Here is a 20,976-nt window from a genome sequence, read left to right on the forward strand (position 1 = left end):
ACAGCCGCGCTCGCCCCGGTCACGCCGCTCCGCCCGTCCGAAGCCGGGTCGACGGTCCGTCGCCGGTGGCGACGAGGCGTGGTCAGCCGGTCCGTGCGACGACGGTCCGGGCGGCGAGGTCGCCCAGCCGCTGGTCGCGCTCCGTCACCAGGACCAGCAGGACGCCGAGCCCGTACAGGAACGCGGCGTCGAGGGGGCGCAACACGTTCCGGACGAGCGCGTCGCCGGCGGTGATCGGCCGCCCGGTCTGCCGAACGACGCGCAGGCCCCGCAGCCGCTTGCCCAGCGTCTGTCCGGTGAGCGTCTCCAGCGCGACGTGGTAGGCCAGCCAGCCGGCGACGGCGGCGGCGAGCGCCGCCAGCCCGAGCGTCGTGTCCCCGACCCCGCTGACCGCCTCGCCGGCCGCGACGGTGGCGACGGCTCCGCCCGCGGCGAAGACGCCGCCGACCACGAGGTCGAGCAGCGCCGCCGCCGCCCGACGGCCCAGCGCCGAGGTCCCGTCGTCGGTCTCGCCCGGGAGGTCGCTGGCCGCGACCCCCTCGTCGGACCCGCCGAGCCCGACCTCCGGGAGCGTCGCCGCCGCCGCGTCCTCGTGGGTCGTCCCCGCACGGAGCCACTTCGAGACGTGGGCCGCCCGGACGGCGAGCCCGCGCTCGCGCGCCAGCCGGGCGAGGCCGCCCAGGTGGCCCTTCCCGGTGACCAGCACCGCGTCCCCGTAGCCGCGCTCGGCCGACAGCCGCTCGATCCGGTCGAGCATCACCTCGTTGCGGTCCTGGACGGTGACGACGACGGCGGCGAGAAACGACAGGACGCCGACGAACACCAGCGGGGCCGAGAGGAGTCCGGCGAGGTGGGCGGCGACGGCACCCGCGAGGCCGAGCAGGGCCAGCGCCACGCCCGGATAGCGGTACCCCTCGCGGCGGGCGAGGACCGGCACCAGCCCGCCGCCCAGCGCCAGCGCCGCCGTGACGGCCGTCGCGACCGGGGCGAGCCACGCGACGCCCGCGAGCAGGAGCCAACTGAGGGCGGCGACGGGGAGCGAGGCGTCCCGCATCTGGAGGTGCGGGTGGTCGTCGACGCGGTGGACCGGGAGGTCGCGCTCGGCGGCGACGGCCCGCGCCGCGACGACTTCCGTCGGCAACAGGTCGCGGACGAACAGGACGTACAGCGGCGCGTACACGAGCAGCTGCAGCAGCATCGCGCCCAGCAGGTACGTCGGGACGCGGGCGAGCAGGCGACCGAACAGCCACGGGTCGTCGAGGTCGCGCGGGTACTCGATGAACAGGGCGTCGGCGTCGTCGACGAACGCCGACAGCTCTCCGGTGACCTTCCCGCGGCGGTCCATGTGGATGACGCCGAACAGGCCGAGCGTGGAGGGCGGCATAGGTGAGGGACCGTCCGACACGGTGGAAGTACTTGCGACTCCGGTCAACAGCGACGCTGCTCGGTCACGTCCTGCTCGACCGAAAGCAGGGCGGTCCGGTTCGGCGCGACGAAGTAGCGCGTCTTCGTCGCCGCCCCGTCCAGCGAGCACTCCCCGTCGAAGGAGACGCTGTATCCGACCGTGGCGTCGACGAACGCGCCGGTCGCGTTCCGGTCGGTGACCGCTGCCTCGGCCGGCCGGAGGATGCCGAACGAGAGGTCCGAGAGGTGCTCGCGGTCCGCGAGCGCGTCCCGGACCCGGGCCTTCTCGGCGTCGATGGCCCGGTCCGCGGCCGTCGCGTTCGACATCGCGGCCGGGGTCCGCGTGGGCGTGTCCGTCGGCGTCGGTTCGGCGGTCGTCGCGGGCTCGCCGGACGGCGACCCGAGGCAGCCGGCGGTCACGAGGAGGACTGCGATCAGCGCGGCGCGGCGCATACCCGGGGGTGCACCCGGTCCGGGTAAGTGTTTTCTCCCGGTGCGCGACGGCGACGGGGGCACGGCGGGACGGCCCACTGCCGCGGACGTGGCCGGCCCCCTCAGTCGCCGTCCGCGGCGAAGCCGACCACGGCGGCGTCCTCGGCGGCGCGCTCGGCGGCCGCGTCGAGGTCGAACTCGCGGACGATCTCGCCGTCACGCACGAGCGGTTCCAGCAGCGAGTCGGCGTCGGCCGGCCCCTCGCGGTCGGCCAGCCCGACGTGGTGGCCGCCGTCGGGGGTCCGGTAGACGGCCTTCGTCCCGGTGAGCTTCCCGCGCTTGGCGGCCGGTTCGCCCTCGACCTCGACGATGTCCAGCGCGAAGTCCAGCGGGTCGGCGTTGGAGACGTGGCTGCCGACGCCGAACCCGTCGGCGACGTCCCGCAGCTCCCGGAGCTGTTCGGGACCGAGGCCGCCGGAGACGAAGATGTCGACGTCCTCGTGGCCGTGGGCGTCCAGCGTCCAGCGCACCTCGCGGGCGATGTGTCGGAAGTCGCCGCGCCGGGAGCCCGTGGTGTCGAGTCGGACGCCGTCGAGGTCGTCGACGGCCGCGACGGCCCGCAGTGCCTCGTCGACCTCGTCCGAGTAGGTGTCGACCAGCGCGATGCGGGGCGTGCCCTCGGGGGCGGACTCGTCGAAGGCCCGCCACGCGGCCTCCTGCTGGCCGCGGCCGAAACAGATGACCAGCGCGTGGGGCATCGTCCCGCCGGCCTCGCGGCCCAGCGCGTCGCCCGCGGCGACGTTCGAGAAGCCGTCCAGCCCGCCCAGCAGCGCCGACCGCTCGACCACCGCGCCCAGGGAGGGGTGGACGTGCCGGGAGCCGAAAGACAGCACCGTCGAGTCGGGGGCGGCACGGCGACACTCAAGCGCCCGCGTCGCCATCCCCGTCGGGTGGGAGAGCAGGCCCAGCAGCGCCGTCTCCAGCCGGCAGAACGCCAGGTACGGCCCCTCGATGCGCATCACCGGCCCGCCGTCGAACAGCTGGCCCTCGGGGAGCGCGTCCGCGTCGAGGTCCCGGCCGGCGAGCAGCTCGGCGGCGTCTTTCAGCCCCGCCAGGACGTGCCACTCGCCGGTCGGGAACTGGTCGGCGGTCACCTCGGCGACGACGTGGGGGTTCCGACCCGCGTGTTCGAGGGCCGCCACGGTCCGGTCGAAGTACGCGTCCGTCGCCCGGCCCTCGCGGATGGCCTCGGGCGGCACGATGTCGAACGAGTCGCTCATACCGGCGTGTTCACCGGCGTCGGGAAAAAGCGCGCCGGTCGGCGACGGTTCCGGCGGTCGAGTCCGCCAGCCACAAGACACTTCGCGGGCCGGGTCTCCCTCCCGGACGATGGGAACGTTCGAGGAGCTCGTGGTGCTGGACGCGACGGTCGGCCTCGCGATCGGCGCGGCGACCGCGGCGTGTGCGGTCGTCTCGGTCGGCCTGGCGACGCTGCTCGGCCCCCCGCTGTGGCTCCCGTTCGGCGTCGGGGGCGTCGTCGGTCTGGGCGTCCTCTGGGGGCTCGCCCGGACAGTCTCCGGGTGAGTCGCCCCACGCGGCCGCCGTCACTCGTGTTCCTCGGCGACCGGGATCCGGATCGTGACGACGGTCCCGCGCGGGCGACCGTCCGCGAACTCGATCGCCCCGCCGAGGTCCCGGAGGACCCACGTGGCCTCCCAGAGGCCGAGCCCGCTGGTGTGTTCTAACTGCGTGCGGTCCCGCTCCCCCTGGAGGAGCTCGATCTCGCGGTCGGGGATCCCCGGGCCGTCGTCGGCCACCCGGAGGGCGACGTAGTCGCCGTCGTCGGTCACCGAGGCGGTGACCTCGACGGCCGGCTCCTCGCTGTCGTTGTGTTCGATCGCGTTCTCGAGGACGTTCTCGACGGCGACGGCGAGCCCGTCGGTGGCTCTGACGGCCGGGAGATCGGGCAGCTCGACCGAGATCGACGCCGTCGGGTGGGCCGTCCGAACCGCGGCGACACACTCCGTCACCGTCGCCGACAGGTCCGCCGGGTGCGCGTCGTACTCGCCGGAGACGACGTGTTCGACCTCGCGGGTCTGTTCGCTGATCCGCTGGAGGTCCGTGACAGCGGTCTGGATCTGCCGGGCCAGCGACTCCTGCTCGTCGTCCAGCTCCGCCTCCAGGACCTCGGCGGTGCCGTGGGCAACGTCCATCCGATTGCGGATGTCGTGTCGGAGCGTCCGCGAGAGGACCTGTAGCCGTTCGCGGCGCTGTTTCCGGTCCGTCACGTCGACGTAGTAGGCGTACTCCTCGGTGTCGGGAGCCTGCTGGGCGGGCGCGGTCACGCGGACGAACTCCCGCTGGCCGTAGGCCGTCTCCAGCGTGATCGCCGTCTCGGTCCACTCGCCGCCGTCGTCGTCGTCGGAGGGGGGGTGCGACCGACCGGACCGGACCCCGCCGTCGACCCGCTCCGGTTCCTCGCCCGGCGGCCGCAGGACCGTCCTGAGGTCGCGCCCGGCGAGGTCCGACGCCGAGTGGTCGAACACCTCCTCGAAGGCGGGGTTGACCATCTCGACGTGGACCTCCTCGCCGACGAACTTCACGCCGATCACGGGGTTCGGGACGTTCTCGAACAGCGCGGCGAACTTGTCCCGCTCGCGCTTGACGATCCGCATGCTGTCGAGCCGTGCGGCGTCGTACCAGCCCACGAGGAGGCCCGCGACGACGGTCAGTCCGGCGATCGTGGTCGCCAGCGGGATCGGCTTGAACCGGGACTGCAGCGACTGGCTGCCGAGGACCAGCAGCGCCGTGAGACCGACGGCGGCGACGGCGACGCCGGCCCACGCCCCCATCCGGCGGGCCTGCCGCTCTGTCGCCCGCGTCCAGAGCCACGCGGCGGTTCCGACCAGCGCCGCCGCGACGCCGAGCGACAGCGTGTTCTCCAGCGCCGTCGTCCAGAGCGGGTCGCCCTGCTGGACGGCGTCGACGTAGACGTCGACCGCGGCCAGGCCCGCGACGGCGAGGCCGACGACCGCGACGACCGCTCCGACGCCGAGCTCCTGTCGATCCGACAAGCTTACGCTCCCGTCACCGCCGGTGACGCGGCGGTCACGCTACCCCGTACGCGCTGGCCAGTAACCGGCGACCGTCGAGCAGGCGACTGGTGTTCCATCGTCTCCACTCGGTGGGGTAGGGGTAAAACACTAGTGCCAAACCGACTCAGTTCCGCTCGAAGCGGTGTTCCCGAGCTAAACGTCTGTCAGCGCCCGGACGGCGGTCCGTCGTCGCCGGCCGCCGCCTCGATGAGCGCCTCGCTCAGTTCGCTCTTCCGGTGGGTCACCTGCAGGTGGACGTACAGGTCCCGCTGTTCCTCCTCGGCGTGGGTACAGAGCGGACAGACGTGGGGCGACTCGCCCTCGGGTGCCCGTCGCTCGGAGACTGGTGTCATTCGTCCGGATAGTGTATTCTGTCCTATATGGCACTGTCTAGTTGAGAGATTGAGGAGCGAGGAGGTTGTAGCGAGAAGTGTCCATGCAACTCGCAAACCTCCTCAAAGAGGAGTTAGAGATAGAGAATCAAGACGCTTGGGAGAACGAGCGCACGCCGACACCCGTGCGCTGTTTCGCGGTTCGACTTCACTCAATGGGGTTGTCGTTGCGTGAAGTCGAGGCTGTTTTGGGCTGGCTGGGTGTCGATCGCTGCCATCAAGCGATTTGGAATTGGAAGGAGACGCTGGCCGAGACACAGAGCGACCCGCCAAGGATTTCGCCGACGTTTGTCGCGGTCGACGAAACACAGATTGAGATCGATGGCGAGAAACACTGGCTGTTCGCTGCGATCGACACCAACTCAAAACTGCTCCTGGACGTCGATGTCTACAGCCGCCGCGGCACCGATCCTGCGGCGGCGTTCCTCCACCGCCTCACCGAGAAACACGATGTCGACGAGACGGTGTTTCTGGTTGATGCTGGCGGCTACCTGACTGCCCTCTCTCGTCACGATTTGAGCGGGTGGCTCGACTACCACGACCGAAACTACATCGAGAAATGGTTTCAGACCCTCGCAATGCGGCTCACCCGCTTCCATTCGTACTGGCGGGGCAGTCAGGCCAGCGCGACACGCTGGCTCAGACGCTTCAGACACTACTACAACCGACATCGGCCGAATCAAGCGTTAGATGGACGCACTCCTGCTGAGGAGGTCCAGAACTAGACAGTGCCTCCTATATGAATCTGTCTATGAGATGTCCGTTCCGCTCCGGAGGCGGACGGAGGGATACCGAGCGTGCTCAGCCGGGCGGCGCGTGGACGCCGTCTAGCTGGTCCACGGTAGGCGCGTTGACGATGCGGACCCGCGTCCCGGAGCGGGTGATCCGGAAGGCGTCCTCGAAGGAACTGGACGCGGGAACCACGTAGACGTTCCCCGCCCGCCGGCTCGCGCCGTGTTCCTCGACCAGCGCGGCCCGGTAGGCGCTCGCGAACTCGCGGGCATCCGTCCCGCTGTCCCACTCGCTGACCCAGACGTAGCCGTAGCCGCCCGACCCGTTCCGGTAGGGGACGACGGAGTCGCCGGCCCACCCCACCGACGGCTCGCTCCGGTAGGAGTACCGCGAGGCGTCCGTCCGGTCGTTGTGGTACATCGTCGCGAAGATCGAGGCCTCGCCGACGGTGTCGGCCACCGGGTCGTGGTCGAACCGCTCCCACTCGCCGTTCGAGCGGTCGGGGACGGTGACGTTCACCGGGTCGTCGTCCGGGTAGCGATCGGGGTGGATGACCTGCTCGCTGCTGTCGGGGAACTGCTCGTGGGCGGCGTCGACGGCCGACCAGCCACCGCTCTCGTACAGGTGGTCGACGAACGCCGGCCCGGTCGCGTAGGGCTGGAGCAGGACGGTGAACAGGCCCGGATACTGGACGGTGCCGCCACCGCCGCCGCTCCGGTCGGGCCGGTCGACGCAGCGCCACTGGTCGCCACACCGCCGCTCGTACAGCGCCTGGACGTAGTTGGCCTCGCCCTCGATCAGCCCGTCGCGGGCGAGCTGTCGGTCCTGCGTCTCGGCGGAGCCGTTGAGCCCGAACTGCTGGTCCTGGAGCGCGTGGACCAGCTCGTGGGCCAGCGTCGCCCGGTCGACCAGCGGCGTCTCCGTCGGGCTGACGACGACGATCTCGTCCCGGCTCGGCGAGTAGTAACCCTGGACGCTCGTCGAGAGCGTGCTGGAGATGGCCTCGCTGCTGCCGGCGTCCTCGCCGATGAGCAACAGCGCCTCCCACACCTGGTCGTTCCAGGGGTCCTGTGGCGGGCCGCCGCTCCCGTTGCTCCCCCGCGAGCGGTTTCGGTACTCCGCCCGCGAGATGACCTCGACCGGGACCGTCTCCGTGAACTCCCGGTCGCGGATGTGCTCGACGCGGGCCATCGTCCGGGCACTGACCGCCTCCCGCTCGCTCTCGTTCAGGCCGTCCTCGGTGGTGACGTTCACCGGGTCGTCGTACCAGTAGCCGTTCTCCCAGCCGATGGCGTCCTCGCCCATCGGCTCCGCCGGGTGGTCGCTCCCGCCGAAGGAGGGCACGGCACAGCCGGCGAGGACGACCAGCGACGCCAACAGTAGTTCCCTACGCATTATGGATCTCCGATAGCCCCCCTTGGGACGGCGCGTTGACGACAGTTACGGTGTCACCCTCGACCCGGACGGCGACGGCACCCGCGTATGGGCTGTCGCCGGCGAGCGTCCAGGTGTGCTCGCCGACCCGCCGGCCGCCCCAGTGACCCAGCACGTCGCCCCACGCCGCGGCGAAGGCCGCCGCCGCGGCCGGCGAGTCCCAGCCGGTCCGCCAGACGGAGGCCGTCGCCGTCCCGTTCGTGTAGACGTGGAGCCGGCCGCCGTCCCAGCCCGCGGTCCCCGGCAGCGTGTAGTCGTAGGGGTCGGTCTCGGCCAGCCCGCCGCCGGCGGCGTAGTCGAACACCGCCCGCCGCTGGACGACGGCCGAGCCGTTGTAGTCGTCGGCGATCGTGTACGCCATCGTCGCCGCGATGGCCGAGGGGCCGACGACGCCGTAGTCGGGGCGACCCGGTGGACGGACCCGCTCCCACTCGTCGCTGGACCGGTCGGACAGTTCGACCTCGCGTGGCTCCCACTCGGGGTAGTCCCCGGGGTTCGTGACCTCCCGAGCGCCGTCTGGCACCTCGCCGTAGGCGTCGTTCACGGCCGCCCACCCGCCGCGGTCGCGGAGGTCGGCCACCAGCCCCGCGCCGTCGCTGTACGGGAAGTACAGGAGGAAAGAGAGCCCGAAGTGGCGGTCGCCGCCGCCCGCGCTCGCGCCGGCCCCGCCCGAGAGACACGACCACGACGCGCCACAGCGCTCGGTGTAGTCGGCCGTCGTCGCCACCGCGTCGCCCTCGACGAGGCCGTTGCGGCCCTGGACCGCGTCGCGGGTCCGGGCGTCGCTCCGCAGGCCGAACCGCTGGTCCTGGAGCGCGTGGACCAGCTCGTGGGCCAGCGTCGACTCGTCGACGCTCGGGGTCTCGGTGTCGGTGACGAGGACGATGGCGTCCCGCCGGGGGCTGTAGTAGCCCAGCACGCTCTCGCCGAGGGTCGACTCCTGGACCGCGACGGCGTCCCGGTCCTCGCCGATCAGGAACAGCGCCTCGAACTTCGCGTCGTCGAACCGCCTGGTCGCCGCGCTCACCGTCCCGCCCCGGTTTTCGCGGAACCGTTCCCGACTGACCGTCTCGACGGGGACTCGCTCCGCGAACTCCAGCCGCCGGACCACCTCGACCCGGGCCATCGCTCGGCTCACGACGGCTCGCCGCTCGCTCTCGTTCAGGCCGTCCTCGGTCGTCACCGACAGCGTCTCGTTGTGCCAGTAGCCGGCCTCCCAGCCCAGTCGGTCCGTGGCGGGGTCCGGCGGCGCGTCCCCGGCCCCCGCCGGCGTCGCCTCCGTCGTGGCCGGCGTCTCGACGTCGAGTTCGACCGTCTCGTCGACGGTCGGCGTCGCTCCGGCGTCGTGGTCGGGCCCCGGTGCGGGGAGGGTCTGACAGCCCGACAGGAGACACAGCGCGGCGACCGCCGCGACGGCCCACTCGTGTCGCATCGCCTCGACGGAGGGGAAGCGCGGGGAAAAGCCCCACGCCGGGAGTAAGGTTCGAGGGGCCCGCGGCCCAACGACCGGATATGGAACTCGACCCCGACCGCACCGCCGTCGTCGTGGTGGACATGCAGAACGGCTTCTGTCACCCCGAGGGGAGCCTCTACGCGCCCGACAGCGAGGCGGCCATCGACCCCGTGAGCGGCCTGGTCGACCGCGCCCGCGACGCCGGCGCGAGCGTCGTCTTCACCCGCGACATCCACCCGCCCGAGCAGTTCGACGACGCCCACTACTACGACGAGTTCGAGCGCTGGGGGGAACACGTCGTCGAGGGCTCCTGGGAGGCCGACCTCGTGGACGAACTGACGCCCCGGGAGGAGGAGCTGGTCGTCGTCAAACACACCTACGACGCCTTCCACGAGACCCAGCTCGACGGCTGGCTCTCGGCCCACGGCATCGACGACCTGGTGGTCTGTGGAACGCTCGCGAACGTCTGCGTACTCCACACCGCCGCCAGCGCCGGCCTGCGGGACTACCGGCCGGTACTGGTCGAGGACGCCGTCGGCTTCATCGAGGGGGACCACAGGGAGTACGCGCTCGACCACGCCGACTGGCTGTTCGGCGAGGTGACCGAGCGCGACGCGATCGGGTTCGCCTGAACGGACCGATGAGCGACCCGGTCCGCGGCGAACTCGACGAGGTCGACGACGGCCCCGAGTACGACCACCTTTTTCGGCGTCGGGTGTCCTCGCTCGCGTCGCTCGCTGCGGGCACCGCTCGCCGAAAAACGTGGGCGAAAAGACGGCCGCTCGCTCCGCTCGCGGCCGGAGGCGAAGGATGAGCGACCCGGTCCGCGGCGAACTCGACGAGGTCGACGACGGCCCCGAGTACGACCACCTTTTTCGGCGTCGGGTGTCCTCGCTCGCGTCGCTCGCTGCGGGCACCGCTCGCCGAAAAACGTGGGCGAAAAGACGGCCGCTCGCTCCGCTCGCGGCCGGAGGCGAAGGATGAGCGACCCGGTCCGCGGCGAACTCGACGAGGTCGACGACGGCCCCGAGTACGACCACCTTTTTCGGCGTCGGGTGTCCTCGCTCGCGTCGCTCGCTGCGGGCACCGCTCGCCGAAAAACGTGGGCGAAAAGACGGCCGCTCGCTCCGCTCGCGGCCGGAGGCGAAGGATGAGCGACCCGGTCCGCGGCGAACTCGACGAGGTCGACGACGGCCCCGAGTACGACCACCTTTTTCGGCGTCGGGTGTCCTCGCTCGCGTCGCTCGCTGCGGGCACCGCTCGCCGAAAAACGTGGGCGAAAAGACGGCCGCTCGCTCCGCTCGCGGCCGGAGGCGAAGGATGAGCGACCCGGTCCGCGGCGAACTCGACGAGGTCGACGACGGCCCCGAGTACGACCTCGACTTCCGCGCCCACCCCGAGCGGTACCGCCACACGCCCGACGAGCGCGGCGCGTTCAAGATCGAGCCCTACAAGGGCGAACTGCTCCCCCACTGGACGGTCTCGGACCCCGAAGCGGCCGCCGAGGGCGCGCAGACCATCCACGACCGCTACCGCGAGTACCGCGCCGACGAGGAGTTCGTCGGGATGGACATGGCCCGGAAGTACCTCCAGATGGGGTGGACGCGGGCGCTGCGGTACGCGAAGTATCCCGGCGGGCAAAAGTACGAGGACGGCGAGGAGCGCGCCCCTCAGCGGTGGTACGACCCGGAGAAGCGCCGTATCTCGCGGATCTACCGGTTCCACCTCGACCGCGTGCGCGCGGACGACGCCTACGACCGCGCGAAGCAGCGCCACCGCGAGCGGTACGGCCAGGGCTAACGCTCGATCGCGACGGTCACGGTCTCGCCGACCGCGAGGTCGACGGCCTCGCCGACGACCTTCACGCCGGCGTCGTCCCGCGAGCAGAACAGCGCCAGCCCCGTCACCGGGTCGCCGTTCGCCCGCACCGTCACGTCGCCCCAGGCGACGGTCCGCCCGTCGGCGGTGCCGACCCGCCGGCCGGCGACGGTGACCGGCCGTCCGGTGGCTCCGCCGCCGTCCCTCCCGCTCCCGCCCAGCAGCCCGCCCCACTCGTAGTGCGGGAGGCCGCCGTCGAGGACGCCTCCGCCGTCGTCGGTCGCCACGCCGGCGAACCGGTCTCCCGGCGCAGGGTGGGCGGGGCTGTCCAGCCGCGCCCAGGTCTCGCCGGTCTCGACGACGGTGCCGGTCCCGTCCCACGACAGCGGCTCGACGTCGACGCCCGGTTCGACGGGGACCGACCCCGCCGCCCGGTAGGGGTTCGCGTCCGGCTCGCGAAAGCCCAGGTGGACGTGGTTGGGGACCCACGGCGCGAAGAAGCCCGCGCGGACCAGCTCGCCCAGGTCGTCGCCGACCGCGACGGCGTCCCCGGGCTCGACCGCCGGATCGACGTGGAGCAGCCGCGCGACGTGGTCGCCGGTGTCGACGAGCAGCAGGTGGTCGTGGTCGGCGGCGTAGGGTCTCGGCGGCGCACGCACCCGCTTCGTGTCGAGCACCTCGCCGGCCACCGGCGACGGCGTCCGATCGCCGGCCGGGTAGAGGTCGATCGCACACCCCTCGTCGTGGGCGTCGAACGGCGAGTTGTACAGGGAGAAGCGGTAGTAGCGGTGGAGCACGTCCCGCGGGACGGTGACTGCCATCGCCGCTCCTTGGTGGCGGTCGGGGATGTGGCTGTCGGCGCGCACAACGCACTTCTCTCTGTCGGCCCTACGCCGGGTATGCGACTCCTCCGTGGCCGGGCGAGCGACCACGAGCGCGACTACGCCCGGACCCGCGAACTGGTCGACCGGGTGGCCGCCGAGGGCGTCCCCGCGTTGCGGGTCTGGACGCCCCACCGACAGGTCGCCTTCGGCCGGCGGGACCGGCGGGCCGACGGCTACGACGACGCCCGGGCCGCAGCGGCCGAACGGGGGTACGCCGTCCTCGAGCGCAGCGTCGGCGGCCGCGCCGTCGCCTACACCGGCTCGACGGTCGCGTTCGCCCTCGCCGAACCCGTCGACGACGGCCGCGACTCCATCGACGCCCGCTACGACCGCGTCGCCGCCGCCGTCGAGGCCGCGCTGGCCGACTGCGGCGTCGACGCCCGCGAGGGCGAACCGCCCGAGTCGTTCTGCCCCGGCACGCACTCGCTGCGGGCCGGCGGCAAGGTCGCCGGTCTCGCACAGCGGGTCCGGCAGGACGCCGCGCTCACCGCCGGGATCGTCCTCGTCCGCGACCACGACGCCGTCGGGGCCGTCCTCGCGCCCGTGTACGACGCGCTGGGGGTCCAGTTCGACCCCGCGACGGTCGGGAGCGTCGCGCGGGCCGGCGGCCCGGACGACCCCGAGCACGTCGTCGACGCCCTCGAACGCGCACTCGTGGGCGAGCGGCCGGTCGAGACGACCGAGACCGTCGGGTGAGGACTCGCCGCTCCGGACCGGTTGATTTACCCCGCTGTCTCCCGAGCGGCTCAGTATGAACGCGCTCACCGACCGCTTCGAGGAACCGTACGAGCCCATCGGCGTCGCTGCCGGCACCTTCCTCGTCCTCGCGGCCCTCGGTACCGTCGTCGGGGCTCCGTGGACGACACAGGCCAGCGTCGTCACCGCCGGTATCGAGGTCGTCGGCTCCGTCCTGATGGCCGTCCTCGGCGCTGCGCTGGCGTACCTGTCCTGGACGGCGAACCAGTAGGAACCGACCGAACGAGACGGATCGCAGAACCACGGCCGCGCACTCCTCGCCGGTCCGCCCGGTGGACCGGACGGTCGACGCCCGAGTTCAGCCGCGCGTCGGCAGGTACGCCATCCCGAGCAGGAGGACGGCCGCGATGCCGCTGAGGATGGAGACGCCCCACAGGCCGTTCACCCGTTCCTGGAAGTAGTCGATGCGGTCGCGCTGTTCCAGGTAGGTGTCGTAGTGGTCGACGCTGACGATCTCGACCGTGTCGTTGGCCGGGAAGTGCGCGAAGAACTGCTGGCCCTGGAGCGTGACGTTCCCGCCCTCGCTCAGCTCGACGGTGCGGTCACGCGGGGCCGTCCACTCGACGGTCGCGCTGGCGTCGCCGACCGAGACGAGCGTGGTCTGCTGGACGCCGCCGTCGGTCTGGTACGGGTAGACGCTCGAGATCGGGTACGTCCGCGTCTCCGGTTCGGGGAGCCACTCGGCCAGCGGGCGCAGCGTGTCGTTCTCGCGGTAGACGACGTACTGCGTGCCGTTCTGCTGGGCCAGCGAGTTCTCGACGGCGCTGTCCTGCTGGAGGAGGCGCGTGACGTTGAACTCCTGGCGGAGCGTCACCGTGTTCGTCGTGTTGTTGGTGCTGATCCGATAGGTAGTGTTCTCCAGCGTCGTCGTGCTGTTGTCCTCCAAGGTCGCCGTGTACCGCGCGGACTCGTTGGTCCAGGAGAGGTCCGCCACCGGCGAGTCACCGCCCGTCCCGACGTTCGAGGCCGTGTAGGTGACGCCGTCGACGGTGAACGTGCTCTCGTTCTCCAGCTCCGCCGTCGCCTCCAGCTGGACCTCGGGCCGCTGACTCTCTGCGACGCCGATGTACGCGTAGGCAGCGGCGCTGATGACGAGGAAGAACGCGAAGTACGCCGCCGCGGCTCGTCGTTGCATATCCTGACGGTCGGTCGTCGCGCGGTTTAATGATTACTTTTCGGCTGTCTGGCCCGGCTTGCGAGGGTTGGCGCTCGGCCGTCGCCCGCCCGACCCCGGTGCTCGCGGCCGGGTCACCGACACGGCCACCACACCGGGCGTCGGCCGCTGGGGGGACGACGCTCCGTCGGACATCCCTCTCGGTCCCGCGATCCGCGCCAGCCGGGCGGTCGAGTGTCGGTCCCCGCCACACCGCTTCGAACGCCCTCGACGGCACGCTCGTATGCGCCTCCGACCGGTGGTGTAGGAGCCATCTAATCTTGTAGTCGGGCCGGGAAGTCGGTGTCGTGATGCGTGTGCCCCGCCCCTCACACAGCGTCGTCCGGGCGACACTCGTGACCGTCTTCCTCGTGTTGCTCGCCGTGCCGGTCGCCGCGTTCGTCTCGGCGCAGGTCGGGGCCACGGAGTCACCCGAGGTCAAGCGGGCGGGCGAGGTGAGCGGTCCGGACCGGGCCGGCTACACGGTGATCACGACCCAGGAGTTCAGCGCGTCGTATCCGAGCGCAGAGCTGATCGTCCTAGCACCGGACGGGACGCCAGTCTACGTCGACGACCGGTGGGACACGTACTTCGACGTCGACCCGGTTCCGGGCCGGTCCGAGACGGTGGAGTACGTCGCGGCCGACTATATCTCGCACCCGGACTGTAACGACAACGGCTCCTGCACGCGAGAGGTCTTCGTCAGGGAGAACTTCACGACTGGAGGGGCACGCGTGCTCTGGTCGCGAGTCACGCCCGGCAAGGCCAACACCCGCGTCCACGACATCGACCGCATCGACGAGTCGCGAATCGTCGTCGCCGACGTGTACCGGGACGAGGTGTTCGTCTACGACACGGAGCGGCAGGTCCGGGTCTGGACCTGGCGGGCCCAGCGGGACTATCCACTCGGCAGCGGCGGTCCCTTCCCGGAGGACTGGACGCACATCAACGACGTGGAGGTGCTCCCGGACGGCAGGCTTATGGTCAGCCTCAGGAACCAGGACAGCGTCGTCTTCCTGGCACGGAACGGCACGCTCCTCGACCGGCAGACCCTCGGGAGCGACGGTCGGCACGACGTGCTCTACGAACAGCACAATCCGGACTACCTCCCCGGAGCGTCGCCGTCGGTCCTCGTCGCGGACTCCGAGAACGACCGCGTCGTCGAGTACCGCCGGCGCGACGGTGAGTGGCGTCGGACCTGGCACTGGCGGGACCAGCGGCTCCGGTGGCCCCGGGACGCCGACCGCCTCCCGAACGGACACACGCTGATCACCGACACCAACGGCGACCGGGTCCTCGAGGTCAACGAGTCGGGGGCCGTCGTCTGGTCCGTCGAGGTGGGGCTACCGTACGAGGCCGAACGCCTCTCGACCGGGCCCGAGAGCGCGGGCGGACCGAATGCCACACGCGCGGGACTCGCATCCCGCGGTCCGGTGCTCGACCGCGCGTCGGACCAGGGCCAGCGGGGCGCACTCGCGACTGCGGGCGCGTTCGTCCGACAGGTCGTTCCCGAGTCGGTGCGGAACGGACTCACCTTCGTGCTCCCACCGGGGCTGTACTGGTGGCACGTCCCGCTGCTCGGGGCGGCGCTGCTCGATCTGGGGGTGCTCGCGCTGCTGGAGTTGCGTCGGTCGAACTGGCGGTTCGTGTGGCCGGTCGCCGCGTCTGACGAACGGGAGTGACCCTTCGACCGGAACGGTCGAGATCCGAGGAGAGCCTAGGCCGGGATTTGAACCCGGGCTCTCGTCCTTACCAAGGACGAATCCTCGACCGTGTCCCAGCGAAGGGAAATTTCGTTGGTTTAAATATGGTCTTGATGGGATCCTGGTATAGGATTCGGCTTCCGTCCCCCGATTAGGGGTTTACAGATCGGCTCTACCTGTTCTACGGATAAGGCGTCTTCTGGGATAAAATACCGGGGAAGCGTCCCCAAAGATTGACCTGTATTACTAATCTGGTGCGGGGCATTGAATCTATTTCACCGAGTTCCAAGTGTGGAAGGACTCTCATAGAAGTTCCTCTAATCCACGGCTTTCCTCAAGTTCTCGGAGTTCTCGGACCAAGCTGCGTTTCTCTTGTAGAAGATTCTGTTTGTCCTGCCACACTGCTTCCTTGGCTTTCCGTTTCTCTTGGTAGAGTTCCTTCAATCGTTGGCGGACCTGGACATCGTCGTTGCCGGGTCTTCTCTCGGCGGTATCCAGGCGTTCTTTCTGTCGGAAGATCTCTGACTCGATTGATTCTATCTTCTCTTCGTGAATCTCTTCCCTTTCGTCGAGCTGCCGGTAGATTTGTTCCAGTTGCTGTTCCAATCGCTCTTTCTCGTTGTGGATGCTTTGTTCGAGGAAGCCGTCAATCTCGTCCCAGGATGACTGTGAGTAGATATCGTAGTCGACAGAGTCTGGGACGTCGTAGTCAAGATAGCCCGGCATACCGAGAATAACCTGAAGAGGAGTTAAGAACCCTATCCCGTCTACCATTTTAAAGTGCTGAAAAGTTAACTATACTTGAGGAGTGGCTTTGTGATAGCTCACCAAAATCCGATCAGCTTCAGATCCTGCTGTAGATGCGACGAAATAGTCCAACTCTCTGTCGACGATCTTCAATCCTGCAATCAGCAAATCCAGTGCTCGGTCTGCAGCTATATCTACGGGTGACTCAGGTATCGCGTTTAGAACCTTTCTCTACTTCCTGCTCAAACTGCTGAAGGGCTTGTTCACTGTTTTCCAGCTTGGGAAGTTTGCAGTGGTGAAGGCCTTCGCACGGACCAGGACCTTGTTTTCCTCGAATATGGGTTTCTGGAGCTGGCTTACACTCGGCTCTGTTCTTGTCTGGGAGCACAGGGCTGCGTTACGTGAAGCAGTTCAAACTGGGGCTGTGAAGCCTGTCGTTGTCTCCTACGCTGTGCAGCTCGGAGAGAGTATTCAAATCTTGGTCTCTGTGCTTCAGCAGGTTCCGATGGCTCACGGATGGGAGTATCTGACCTTGCTGATTACGGCGGTAGGTGCTGCTGCCCACGTTCTCTGGTATTTCAAAGCGGCGTACATCGTGGCTGCGTGGTTCGATCCGGACGTGTCTCCGCTTCTCGTCTGGGGATTGATCGCGATGAATTACTTCGCTATCGTGTTTGCGGTGACGGGCTGGCTTCCCGATGCTGGCACGCTGAAGGCCTTGACCAACGTGGTGGATCTATTCGAGGTTCAGAGATTGAATCCGTTGATGGATCCTGGGAACGCATCTAACGTGACGAACTTTTCGGCTGGGCAGTTGCCGAACTCGACGGGATAGTCCTTTAAAAGTGGTGACTTACCACTAATCTAATAGTAATGGAGGATAGCTTCCTGCTCCCCTTCGAAATAGAAACGATGGAGATTTGGGAGAGAGACTACAACAATCAAAAACTGGTCACAGTCCCAGCAGACTCCGACTTCGAGAAGGGAGAAGAAGTAGCCATCATCCGCAAAGACGATCTGAAAAAGCTACTCAACGGACCTGACGAGGATGATTTCGAATGAAACACAAGACGACAATAGCTGCATCTCTACTTCTACTGCTTTCAGGCCTTGCAGCAGCCACGCATACTAACGAGATTCAAGCAAACCCTGCGAACAAGACTGTGCTGGCCACAAACAGTACAGTCAACGGCTCGAACGTCTCAACTAATACATTCTCGTTCCCGGTCCGTACGGAGAACAATTCCCTCGTATCGGATATCCCTCTCTCAATCCCGGCAGGTGTCTACGACGGAAGGGTAGAGCTGGAGAACAATTACAGTCATAACTTCACAGTCCGCGTACTTCCCTACGTCAACTGGAGCTTGACTCCTGACAAGATCGAGGACACGATCAACGTCGGAACTTCTGGCAAGCTCACCGGACAGACCATCTCCCTCACTGGAAACACCAATACAACAATCGATGTCTCTCTCAACGGTAACGTCTCGAAATATCTCCAGGTAACTGACCAGGTCACGGTCTATCCCGACATCAACTCCTCAGTCGTACTGCAGTACAACGTCCGAGAGACAACAGAATATGGACTGTACAACGGGACACTGCAGTTGAACGGGTCATACAATAATTCTCAGCAGGTACCTGTCCGTCTCCAGTTCAAGGACAACGTCACGCCAGCAATTCAGGACGTGGAGACACCGAGCTTCACCGCGACCTTCCCGGAGAACTTCACGGTGAAGGCCTCGGACAATCTCAACATATCTGCGGTTAAAGCTGAGGTCCTCAACGAAACCCAGGTCCAGTCCGGCAACACGACTGAGACAGTGAACAAGACGATAGAGACCCTGTCCTTCACGAAGATAGAAAATACTCAGAAATGGGCGGCCAGACCTCCCGCAGAGAGTCCGGGGACGTTCTACGTTGACGGCTACGTCGTCGACGGCGCAGGAAACAGAGCCAACTTCACCTCGAAGTACTCAGTTGAGGAGATCGACGCTGTCGAAGTCAATAGCTCCGTTTCGCTTCAGAACTACAGGGTTGAGTCAGAAATCGTCGAGAAGATTGGGAAGGTAGAACGTGAGACTCCGGTCGAGATCACGCTTGAATCCTTCAGTCAGCCACTGCAAAGCCCTAACGAGACGTGGAACCTGGCGATCAAGACCCGGAACGGCGAGAAGTTCCTGAGGAACGAGAACCATTCAGTGACGGTTGAAGGCCCTACTCCAGTCTACCTCAAGGTGTACGGCAACGTGCCGGAGAGATTCGATGGACGGCTCAGCTTCGAGGGCGTCAAACAACACGTACCAATCGACGATGTCCGGTTCAACGGCCAGTACCTGCAGTGCAAGGTTCCAAAGAAAGAGATAATCACAGTGTTCGACCGGAACGTTACTTACAGCCCTGTAAACAGCGACAGCTGTGAGAAAGCAGGGTGGAGAGTCTCTTACTTCATCTCCGCGGATACGGTGCCGATAGGCTCGAATCTCAAGCAGAGTACTCGAGTCTTCATACCGGAACAAGTCCAAGAGGAGACCGAAGACTTCCGGGAGAACGAGAAACAGAGGCTGAAAGAGAAAGCTGCGGACAACGCAGACTGGGGAAAGGTCTTCCTCTTCATCGCCGTACTCGGCTGGGGAGCATTCCTCTGGGAGCGCAGAGTCGCACCTTCCTGGTACTACACACGTCTCAAAACCACAGATCTACTTTCAACAGATTTCCTCGGAGGAGACGATGATGAGGGCGGTATCTTCGGGTGACTAAATTATACTATGGCAAAAGAACCACTGGTAATCGACCTCTTTTTCGGCGAATACTTCGGCGGCCACACCGGTGAAATGGAAAGGCCGGACGAATACCCTGAACGGGTAAAACCTAAAATCAGGCCTATGGGAACCAAGGGCTCAGAAATCTTCTCAAGGCCCAAGACATTCCCCTACGCTCTTGATGAGGAGAAGAACATCGAGGAGTACCGGACAGATGCCGGCTTCCGAGTGATGATCCTCAGGCCTACGAAGGATATCCCTGGCTTGACTGAAGAAGAGTTCAAGCGGACTATCGGATATCGGATGAACGAAGATCTGAAAGATGAGATCAGCAGGCTCGAAGGTGAGATTCAGGAGAAAGAGAAGCTGCTTGGAACTGTTTCGAAAGAAGCTGATGTGCTGCGTGAGGAACGTGAAGAGTTGGAGAAGAAGGAAGCAGCTCAGTCTTCGAGTTCCAGCGGCATCGAGTGCCCTGACTGTAACAGTACGAATCCAAAATCACGGTGGAAGAACAACGACGGCTACTGTCCAAGCTGCAGCGACGTAGCCCTCGAAGATGCAATCTAAAGGTGACCTCCTAAGTGGGACTATTCGACGACGAAGACGACGAGATCACAGATAAGATACTTGAAAAACAGGATCTGGACAAGGCTGCGAAAGACCTAAAGTCGAAGACGGAAAGCGAGCTCGACCAGGGAAGCGTCAACAAGTACAATCTGCGAGATATCCTTGATCGACGTCGAAGCCACGCCAGCCAGATTGAGGACGCGGCGTCGACGAAGGCAGATTTAGCTTTAGAGAAATACGAAGACTTGGAGCAACGGCGGAAAGAAGAAGACTTCCAGACAAACTTGGATAGGAACGCTGTTGACGTGGATGACTGGGAAGATGCGTTAGAAGTTAACCGGCACTATCGGCAGCTGGTTTCCCGCCTTGCGTTGGCGTTGAAGGTCTACAAGGATCAGGATGACCTGCTGAGTGACGCTATCGATCTGCAGCAGATGAGGCAGGACGAGTCCAAAGTTATGGAGATGACCAAGAAGTACGTGAACGAGAGCCAGAATCAGTTCCAGACTATGAGTCGGGACATGGTTGACGAAATAACTGAATCAGTCGAGAGTCTCGAAGAGGAACTGACTGAGAACCACGTCGAGGTCTCTAAGAATATGAAGGAGGCTGCCGAAGCCTTGGAATCTGCTGCCGGTCAGATCAACACGCCTGAGTCGAATCCAGCAACAGGCTCGACGTCAGCTTCGGTAGATACTGAGCAACAGCAGGTGTCGATAAACCAGACTGATACAACCCAGTCTAAGGATCAAACCGAGGATCAGGAGAAGGATCTGAGCGACCTCACCAGTTTACAGGAAGATCTCTACGAACTGGTTGACGAAAACCCGGGACAAGATCTAGAGTGGTATGCGGACGAACTGGGGAAACAGGAGCACATCCTGAAGGGACAGGTCACGAACATCCAGAAGAAAGGCTTCGAAAACTTCGGACAGAGAATCGAGGGCATCTAACCCTCTCTCTCTTCCACTCTGGTGATCTGGTCTGGTACTGATAATTCGAAAGCTGCGGGACAACAGGGCGCAGAAGGACGTCAAATACGACGACCTGCCCGAGAAACTAGTAAAAAGGACAACCACTGTTGATTATACAGACAGCAGCAGCTTCCAGAACCACCGTTACAGGGTAGCGGAATACGAAGCAGGTACGGAACCGGTCCAAGGAAAGTACATCAAGGACGTTACAAAGTACAAGGGACCGGTAGACGAGGCACCTATCCAGATCTACTCGGTAGAGAACGGAAAACCAGTGATAGACGAAGAAAGGCTGGTCCACGAGATATACCAGGAATACGGAGAAGGAAGAGTCAACGTCTACAAATTCGGCGGAAACCCTCCAATCGAATCGATATTCGAGAACAAGTTCATAAAGAAGATACTATGATCGAAATTGCTCAGACCCATCTCCTAATCGCATTTGCAGTCTTCCTAATCGTACAAGCAGCAGGCCTGATCAGAGGCCTCAAGCACGGAGGACCTCTCGTAGGCTACTTCGTCTTCACACTGCTCGGTGCCGGAGCCGGATATTTCATCCTCGTAACACTGCCACAGGTGATATAGCTATCAGACTGAAAGACGCCAAAATCTACGCAGCAGCAATCTTCCTCTTCCTACTCGGCAACTTCTACACAGGGCTGATTCCCTG

28 protein-coding genes are annotated in these 20,976 nt (G+C 66.0%); 18 read left to right on the forward strand and 10 right to left on the reverse strand.

All coding sequences use genetic code 11. The annotated features are described in order from the left end of the window. Positions 1 to 82 precede the first annotated feature (82 nt). From P0592_RS06845 to P0592_RS06855, 3 genes are all read right to left on the reverse strand, one after another. Positions 83 to 1,384: an RDD family protein gene (locus P0592_RS06845; RefSeq protein ID WP_276273536.1), complete on the reverse strand. Its 1,302-nt coding sequence runs from the start codon at positions 1,382 to 1,384 to the stop codon at positions 83 to 85. A gap of 44 nt (positions 1,385 to 1,428) precedes the next feature. Beyond that, positions 1,429 to 1,857 (reverse strand): hypothetical protein, encoded by a 429-nt coding sequence (locus P0592_RS06850; protein WP_276273537.1) that lies wholly within the window; start codon positions 1,855 to 1,857, stop codon positions 1,429 to 1,431. Positions 1,858 to 1,958: 101 nt separating this feature from the next. Continuing rightward, a complete protein-coding gene (locus P0592_RS06855; protein ID WP_276273538.1) occupies positions 1,959 to 3,116 on the reverse strand; it encodes a nicotinate phosphoribosyltransferase in 1,158 nt (385 codons plus the stop codon). 109 nt (positions 3,117 to 3,225) lie between these two features. Between P0592_RS06855 and P0592_RS06860 the strand changes: the two genes are divergently transcribed. Beyond that, positions 3,226 to 3,420 carry a hypothetical protein gene (locus P0592_RS06860; protein ID WP_276273539.1) on the forward strand — a complete coding sequence of 65 codons (195 nt, stop codon included), beginning with the start codon at positions 3,226 to 3,228 and terminating at the stop codon, positions 3,418 to 3,420. 20 nt (positions 3,421 to 3,440) lie between these two features. Here P0592_RS06860 and P0592_RS06865 read toward each other — a convergent pair whose 3' ends face one another. Both P0592_RS06865 and P0592_RS06870 read right to left on the reverse strand, forming a co-directional pair. Next, positions 3,441 to 4,910 (reverse strand): ATP-binding protein, encoded by a 1,470-nt coding sequence (locus tag P0592_RS06865; RefSeq protein WP_276273540.1) that lies wholly within the window; start codon positions 4,908 to 4,910, stop codon positions 3,441 to 3,443. 185 nt (positions 4,911 to 5,095) lie between these two features. Next, positions 5,096 to 5,284: a hypothetical protein gene (locus P0592_RS06870; protein WP_276273541.1), complete on the reverse strand. Its 189-nt coding sequence runs from the start codon at positions 5,282 to 5,284 to the stop codon at positions 5,096 to 5,098. A gap of 83 nt (positions 5,285 to 5,367) precedes the next feature. Here P0592_RS06870 and P0592_RS06875 point away from each other — a divergent pair, with 83 nt between their 5' ends. Further along, positions 5,368 to 6,048 (forward strand): IS6 family transposase, encoded by a 681-nt coding sequence (locus tag P0592_RS06875; RefSeq protein ID WP_276272933.1) that lies wholly within the window; start codon positions 5,368 to 5,370, stop codon positions 6,046 to 6,048. Between the two features lie 76 nt (positions 6,049 to 6,124). Here the strand turns inward: P0592_RS06875 and P0592_RS06880 are convergent, their stop codons facing one another. Further along, positions 6,125 to 7,450, reverse strand: coding sequence for an Hvo_1808 family surface protein (locus P0592_RS06880; RefSeq protein WP_276273542.1), 1,326 nt, complete (start codon positions 7,448 to 7,450; stop codon positions 6,125 to 6,127). Then, the gene (locus P0592_RS06885; protein ID WP_276273543.1) at positions 7,443 to 8,921 is read right to left on the reverse strand and encodes an Hvo_1808 family surface protein; all 1,479 of its coding nucleotides are present in this window, start codon (positions 8,919 to 8,921) and stop codon (positions 7,443 to 7,445) included. Before P0592_RS06885 ends, P0592_RS06880 begins: the two co-directional genes overlap by 8 nt. Positions 8,922 to 9,001: 80 nt before the next feature. Here P0592_RS06885 and P0592_RS06890 point away from each other — a divergent pair, with 80 nt between their 5' ends. The 6 genes from P0592_RS06890 to P0592_RS06915 are packed head-to-tail and all read left to right on the forward strand — an operon-like array spanning position 9,002 to position 10,742. Then, complete coding sequence (locus tag P0592_RS06890) at positions 9,002 to 9,574, forward strand: cysteine hydrolase family protein (RefSeq protein ID WP_276273544.1); 573 nt, start codon at positions 9,002 to 9,004, stop codon at positions 9,572 to 9,574. Positions 9,575 to 9,582: 8 nt separating this feature from the next. Next, on the forward strand, positions 9,583 to 9,756 hold the full coding sequence (locus tag P0592_RS06895; protein WP_276273545.1) for a hypothetical protein: 174 nt from the start codon (positions 9,583 to 9,585) through the stop codon (positions 9,754 to 9,756). Then, a complete protein-coding gene (locus P0592_RS06900) occupies positions 9,753 to 9,926 on the forward strand; it encodes a hypothetical protein (RefSeq protein WP_276273545.1) in 174 nt (57 codons plus the stop codon). The genes P0592_RS06895 and P0592_RS06900 overlap by 4 nt, the downstream gene beginning before the upstream one ends. Beyond that, on the forward strand, positions 9,923 to 10,096 hold the full coding sequence (locus P0592_RS06905) for a hypothetical protein (RefSeq protein ID WP_276273545.1): 174 nt from the start codon (positions 9,923 to 9,925) through the stop codon (positions 10,094 to 10,096). Before P0592_RS06900 ends, P0592_RS06905 begins: the two co-directional genes overlap by 4 nt. Then, positions 10,093 to 10,266, forward strand: a complete 174-nt coding sequence (locus P0592_RS06910; RefSeq protein ID WP_276273545.1) for a hypothetical protein — start codon at positions 10,093 to 10,095, stop codon at positions 10,264 to 10,266. The genes P0592_RS06905 and P0592_RS06910 overlap by 4 nt, the downstream gene beginning before the upstream one ends. Beyond that, the gene (locus P0592_RS06915; RefSeq protein WP_276273546.1) at positions 10,263 to 10,742 is read left to right on the forward strand and encodes a DUF4385 family protein; all 480 of its coding nucleotides are present in this window, start codon (positions 10,263 to 10,265) and stop codon (positions 10,740 to 10,742) included. Before P0592_RS06910 ends, P0592_RS06915 begins: the two co-directional genes overlap by 4 nt. On the opposite strand, the gene P0592_RS06920 is transcribed toward P0592_RS06915, so the two are convergent. Then, positions 10,739 to 11,581, reverse strand: coding sequence for a DUF8155 domain-containing protein (locus tag P0592_RS06920; RefSeq protein ID WP_276273547.1), 843 nt, complete (start codon positions 11,579 to 11,581; stop codon positions 10,739 to 10,741). The two genes, P0592_RS06915 and P0592_RS06920, sit on opposite strands and share 4 nt — an antisense overlap. Positions 11,582 to 11,659: 78 nt before the next feature. On the opposite strand from P0592_RS06920, the gene P0592_RS06925 reads away from it, so the two are divergent. Further along, positions 11,660 to 12,340 (forward strand): lipoyl protein ligase domain-containing protein, encoded by a 681-nt coding sequence (locus P0592_RS06925; RefSeq protein WP_276273548.1) that lies wholly within the window; start codon positions 11,660 to 11,662, stop codon positions 12,338 to 12,340. 55 nt (positions 12,341 to 12,395) lie between these two features. After that, positions 12,396 to 12,611 carry a DUF8123 family protein gene (locus P0592_RS06930; RefSeq protein ID WP_276273549.1) on the forward strand — a complete coding sequence of 72 codons (216 nt, stop codon included), beginning with the start codon at positions 12,396 to 12,398 and terminating at the stop codon, positions 12,609 to 12,611. A gap of 87 nt (positions 12,612 to 12,698) precedes the next feature. Here the strand turns inward: P0592_RS06930 and P0592_RS06935 are convergent, their stop codons facing one another. Continuing rightward, entirely contained in the window at positions 12,699 to 13,535 is an 837-nt protein-coding gene (locus tag P0592_RS06935) for a hypothetical protein (RefSeq protein ID WP_276273550.1), read from the reverse strand. Between the two features lie 329 nt (positions 13,536 to 13,864). Here P0592_RS06935 and P0592_RS06940 point away from each other — a divergent pair, with 329 nt between their 5' ends. Further along, entirely contained in the window at positions 13,865 to 15,235 is a 1,371-nt protein-coding gene (locus P0592_RS06940) for an aryl-sulfate sulfotransferase (RefSeq protein WP_276273551.1), read from the forward strand. A 324-nt stretch (positions 15,236 to 15,559) separates the two neighbouring features. Here P0592_RS06940 and P0592_RS06945 read toward each other — a convergent pair whose 3' ends face one another. Continuing rightward, complete coding sequence (locus tag P0592_RS06945; protein WP_276273552.1) at positions 15,560 to 16,030, reverse strand: DUF8104 domain-containing protein; 471 nt, start codon at positions 16,028 to 16,030, stop codon at positions 15,560 to 15,562. 268 nt (positions 16,031 to 16,298) lie between these two features. On the opposite strand from P0592_RS06945, the gene P0592_RS06950 reads away from it, so the two are divergent. The 7 genes from P0592_RS06950 to P0592_RS06980 all read left to right on the forward strand — a co-directional run bounded on the left by P0592_RS06950 (position 16,299) and on the right by P0592_RS06980 (position 20,891). Beyond that, the gene (locus P0592_RS06950; protein WP_276273553.1) at positions 16,299 to 16,838 is read left to right on the forward strand and encodes a hypothetical protein; all 540 of its coding nucleotides are present in this window, start codon (positions 16,299 to 16,301) and stop codon (positions 16,836 to 16,838) included. Positions 16,839 to 16,876: 38 nt separating this feature from the next. Next, positions 16,877 to 17,065 carry a hypothetical protein gene (locus P0592_RS06955; protein WP_276273554.1) on the forward strand — a complete coding sequence of 63 codons (189 nt, stop codon included), beginning with the start codon at positions 16,877 to 16,879 and terminating at the stop codon, positions 17,063 to 17,065. Then, positions 17,062 to 18,759 carry a hypothetical protein gene (locus P0592_RS06960; RefSeq protein WP_276273555.1) on the forward strand — a complete coding sequence of 566 codons (1,698 nt, stop codon included), beginning with the start codon at positions 17,062 to 17,064 and terminating at the stop codon, positions 18,757 to 18,759. Before P0592_RS06955 ends, P0592_RS06960 begins: the two co-directional genes overlap by 4 nt. 12 nt (positions 18,760 to 18,771) lie before the next feature. Further along, positions 18,772 to 19,332: a hypothetical protein gene (locus P0592_RS06965; protein ID WP_276273556.1), complete on the forward strand. Its 561-nt coding sequence runs from the start codon at positions 18,772 to 18,774 to the stop codon at positions 19,330 to 19,332. Positions 19,333 to 19,346: 14 nt separating this feature from the next. Continuing rightward, a complete protein-coding gene (locus P0592_RS06970) occupies positions 19,347 to 20,285 on the forward strand; it encodes a hypothetical protein (RefSeq protein ID WP_276273557.1) in 939 nt (312 codons plus the stop codon). Between the two features lie 295 nt (positions 20,286 to 20,580). Further along, the gene (locus tag P0592_RS06975; protein WP_276273558.1) at positions 20,581 to 20,715 is read left to right on the forward strand and encodes a hypothetical protein; all 135 of its coding nucleotides are present in this window, start codon (positions 20,581 to 20,583) and stop codon (positions 20,713 to 20,715) included. Continuing rightward, the gene (locus P0592_RS06980; RefSeq protein ID WP_276273559.1) at positions 20,712 to 20,891 is read left to right on the forward strand and encodes a hypothetical protein; all 180 of its coding nucleotides are present in this window, start codon (positions 20,712 to 20,714) and stop codon (positions 20,889 to 20,891) included. Before P0592_RS06975 ends, P0592_RS06980 begins: the two co-directional genes overlap by 4 nt. Positions 20,892 to 20,976 lie beyond the last annotated feature (85 nt).

This window comes from Haloarcula litorea, assembly GCF_029338195.1.
GTDB lineage: Archaea > Halobacteriota > Halobacteria > Halobacteriales > Haloarculaceae > Haloarcula > Haloarcula litorea.

Excerpts from the sequence above, each read along its gene's own strand:
- P0592_RS06875 (WP_276272933.1), top strand. The coding sequence starts at position 5,368 with ATGCAACTCGCAAACCTCCTCAAAGAGGAGTTAGAGATAGAGAATCAA.
- P0592_RS06960 (WP_276273555.1), top strand. The coding sequence starts at position 17,062 with ATGAAACACAAGACGACAATAGCTGCATCTCTACTTCTACTGCTTTCA.
- P0592_RS06915 (WP_276273546.1), top strand. The coding sequence starts at position 10,263 with ATGAGCGACCCGGTCCGCGGCGAACTCGACGAGGTCGACGACGGCCCC.
- P0592_RS06900 (WP_276273545.1), top strand. The coding sequence starts at position 9,753 with ATGAGCGACCCGGTCCGCGGCGAACTCGACGAGGTCGACGACGGCCCC.
- P0592_RS06850 (WP_276273537.1), bottom strand. The coding sequence starts at position 1,857 with ATGCGCCGCGCCGCGCTGATCGCAGTCCTCCTCGTGACCGCCGGCTGC.
- P0592_RS06930 (WP_276273549.1), top strand. The coding sequence starts at position 12,396 with ATGAACGCGCTCACCGACCGCTTCGAGGAACCGTACGAGCCCATCGGC.
- P0592_RS06965 (WP_276273556.1), top strand. The coding sequence starts at position 18,772 with ATGGCAAAAGAACCACTGGTAATCGACCTCTTTTTCGGCGAATACTTC.
- P0592_RS06890 (WP_276273544.1), top strand. The coding sequence starts at position 9,002 with ATGGAACTCGACCCCGACCGCACCGCCGTCGTCGTGGTGGACATGCAG.
- P0592_RS06945 (WP_276273552.1), bottom strand. The coding sequence starts at position 16,030 with ATGGTAGACGGGATAGGGTTCTTAACTCCTCTTCAGGTTATTCTCGGT.
- P0592_RS06870 (WP_276273541.1), bottom strand. The coding sequence starts at position 5,284 with ATGACACCAGTCTCCGAGCGACGGGCACCCGAGGGCGAGTCGCCCCAC.
- P0592_RS06880 (WP_276273542.1), bottom strand. The coding sequence starts at position 7,450 with ATGCGTAGGGAACTACTGTTGGCGTCGCTGGTCGTCCTCGCCGGCTGT.
- P0592_RS06980 (WP_276273559.1), top strand. The coding sequence starts at position 20,712 with ATGATCGAAATTGCTCAGACCCATCTCCTAATCGCATTTGCAGTCTTC.
- P0592_RS06895 (WP_276273545.1), top strand. The coding sequence starts at position 9,583 with ATGAGCGACCCGGTCCGCGGCGAACTCGACGAGGTCGACGACGGCCCC.
- P0592_RS06920 (WP_276273547.1), bottom strand. The coding sequence starts at position 11,581 with ATGGCAGTCACCGTCCCGCGGGACGTGCTCCACCGCTACTACCGCTTC.
- P0592_RS06845 (WP_276273536.1), bottom strand. The coding sequence starts at position 1,384 with ATGCCGCCCTCCACGCTCGGCCTGTTCGGCGTCATCCACATGGACCGC.
- P0592_RS06860 (WP_276273539.1), top strand. The coding sequence starts at position 3,226 with ATGGGAACGTTCGAGGAGCTCGTGGTGCTGGACGCGACGGTCGGCCTC.
- P0592_RS06905 (WP_276273545.1), top strand. The coding sequence starts at position 9,923 with ATGAGCGACCCGGTCCGCGGCGAACTCGACGAGGTCGACGACGGCCCC.
- P0592_RS06940 (WP_276273551.1), top strand. The coding sequence starts at position 13,865 with ATGCGTGTGCCCCGCCCCTCACACAGCGTCGTCCGGGCGACACTCGTG.
- P0592_RS06935 (WP_276273550.1), bottom strand. The coding sequence starts at position 13,535 with ATGCAACGACGAGCCGCGGCGGCGTACTTCGCGTTCTTCCTCGTCATC.
- P0592_RS06855 (WP_276273538.1), bottom strand. The coding sequence starts at position 3,116 with ATGAGCGACTCGTTCGACATCGTGCCGCCCGAGGCCATCCGCGAGGGC.
- P0592_RS06910 (WP_276273545.1), top strand. The coding sequence starts at position 10,093 with ATGAGCGACCCGGTCCGCGGCGAACTCGACGAGGTCGACGACGGCCCC.
- P0592_RS06885 (WP_276273543.1), bottom strand. The coding sequence starts at position 8,921 with ATGCGACACGAGTGGGCCGTCGCGGCGGTCGCCGCGCTGTGTCTCCTG.
- P0592_RS06955 (WP_276273554.1), top strand. The coding sequence starts at position 16,877 with ATGGAGGATAGCTTCCTGCTCCCCTTCGAAATAGAAACGATGGAGATT.
- P0592_RS06925 (WP_276273548.1), top strand. The coding sequence starts at position 11,660 with ATGCGACTCCTCCGTGGCCGGGCGAGCGACCACGAGCGCGACTACGCC.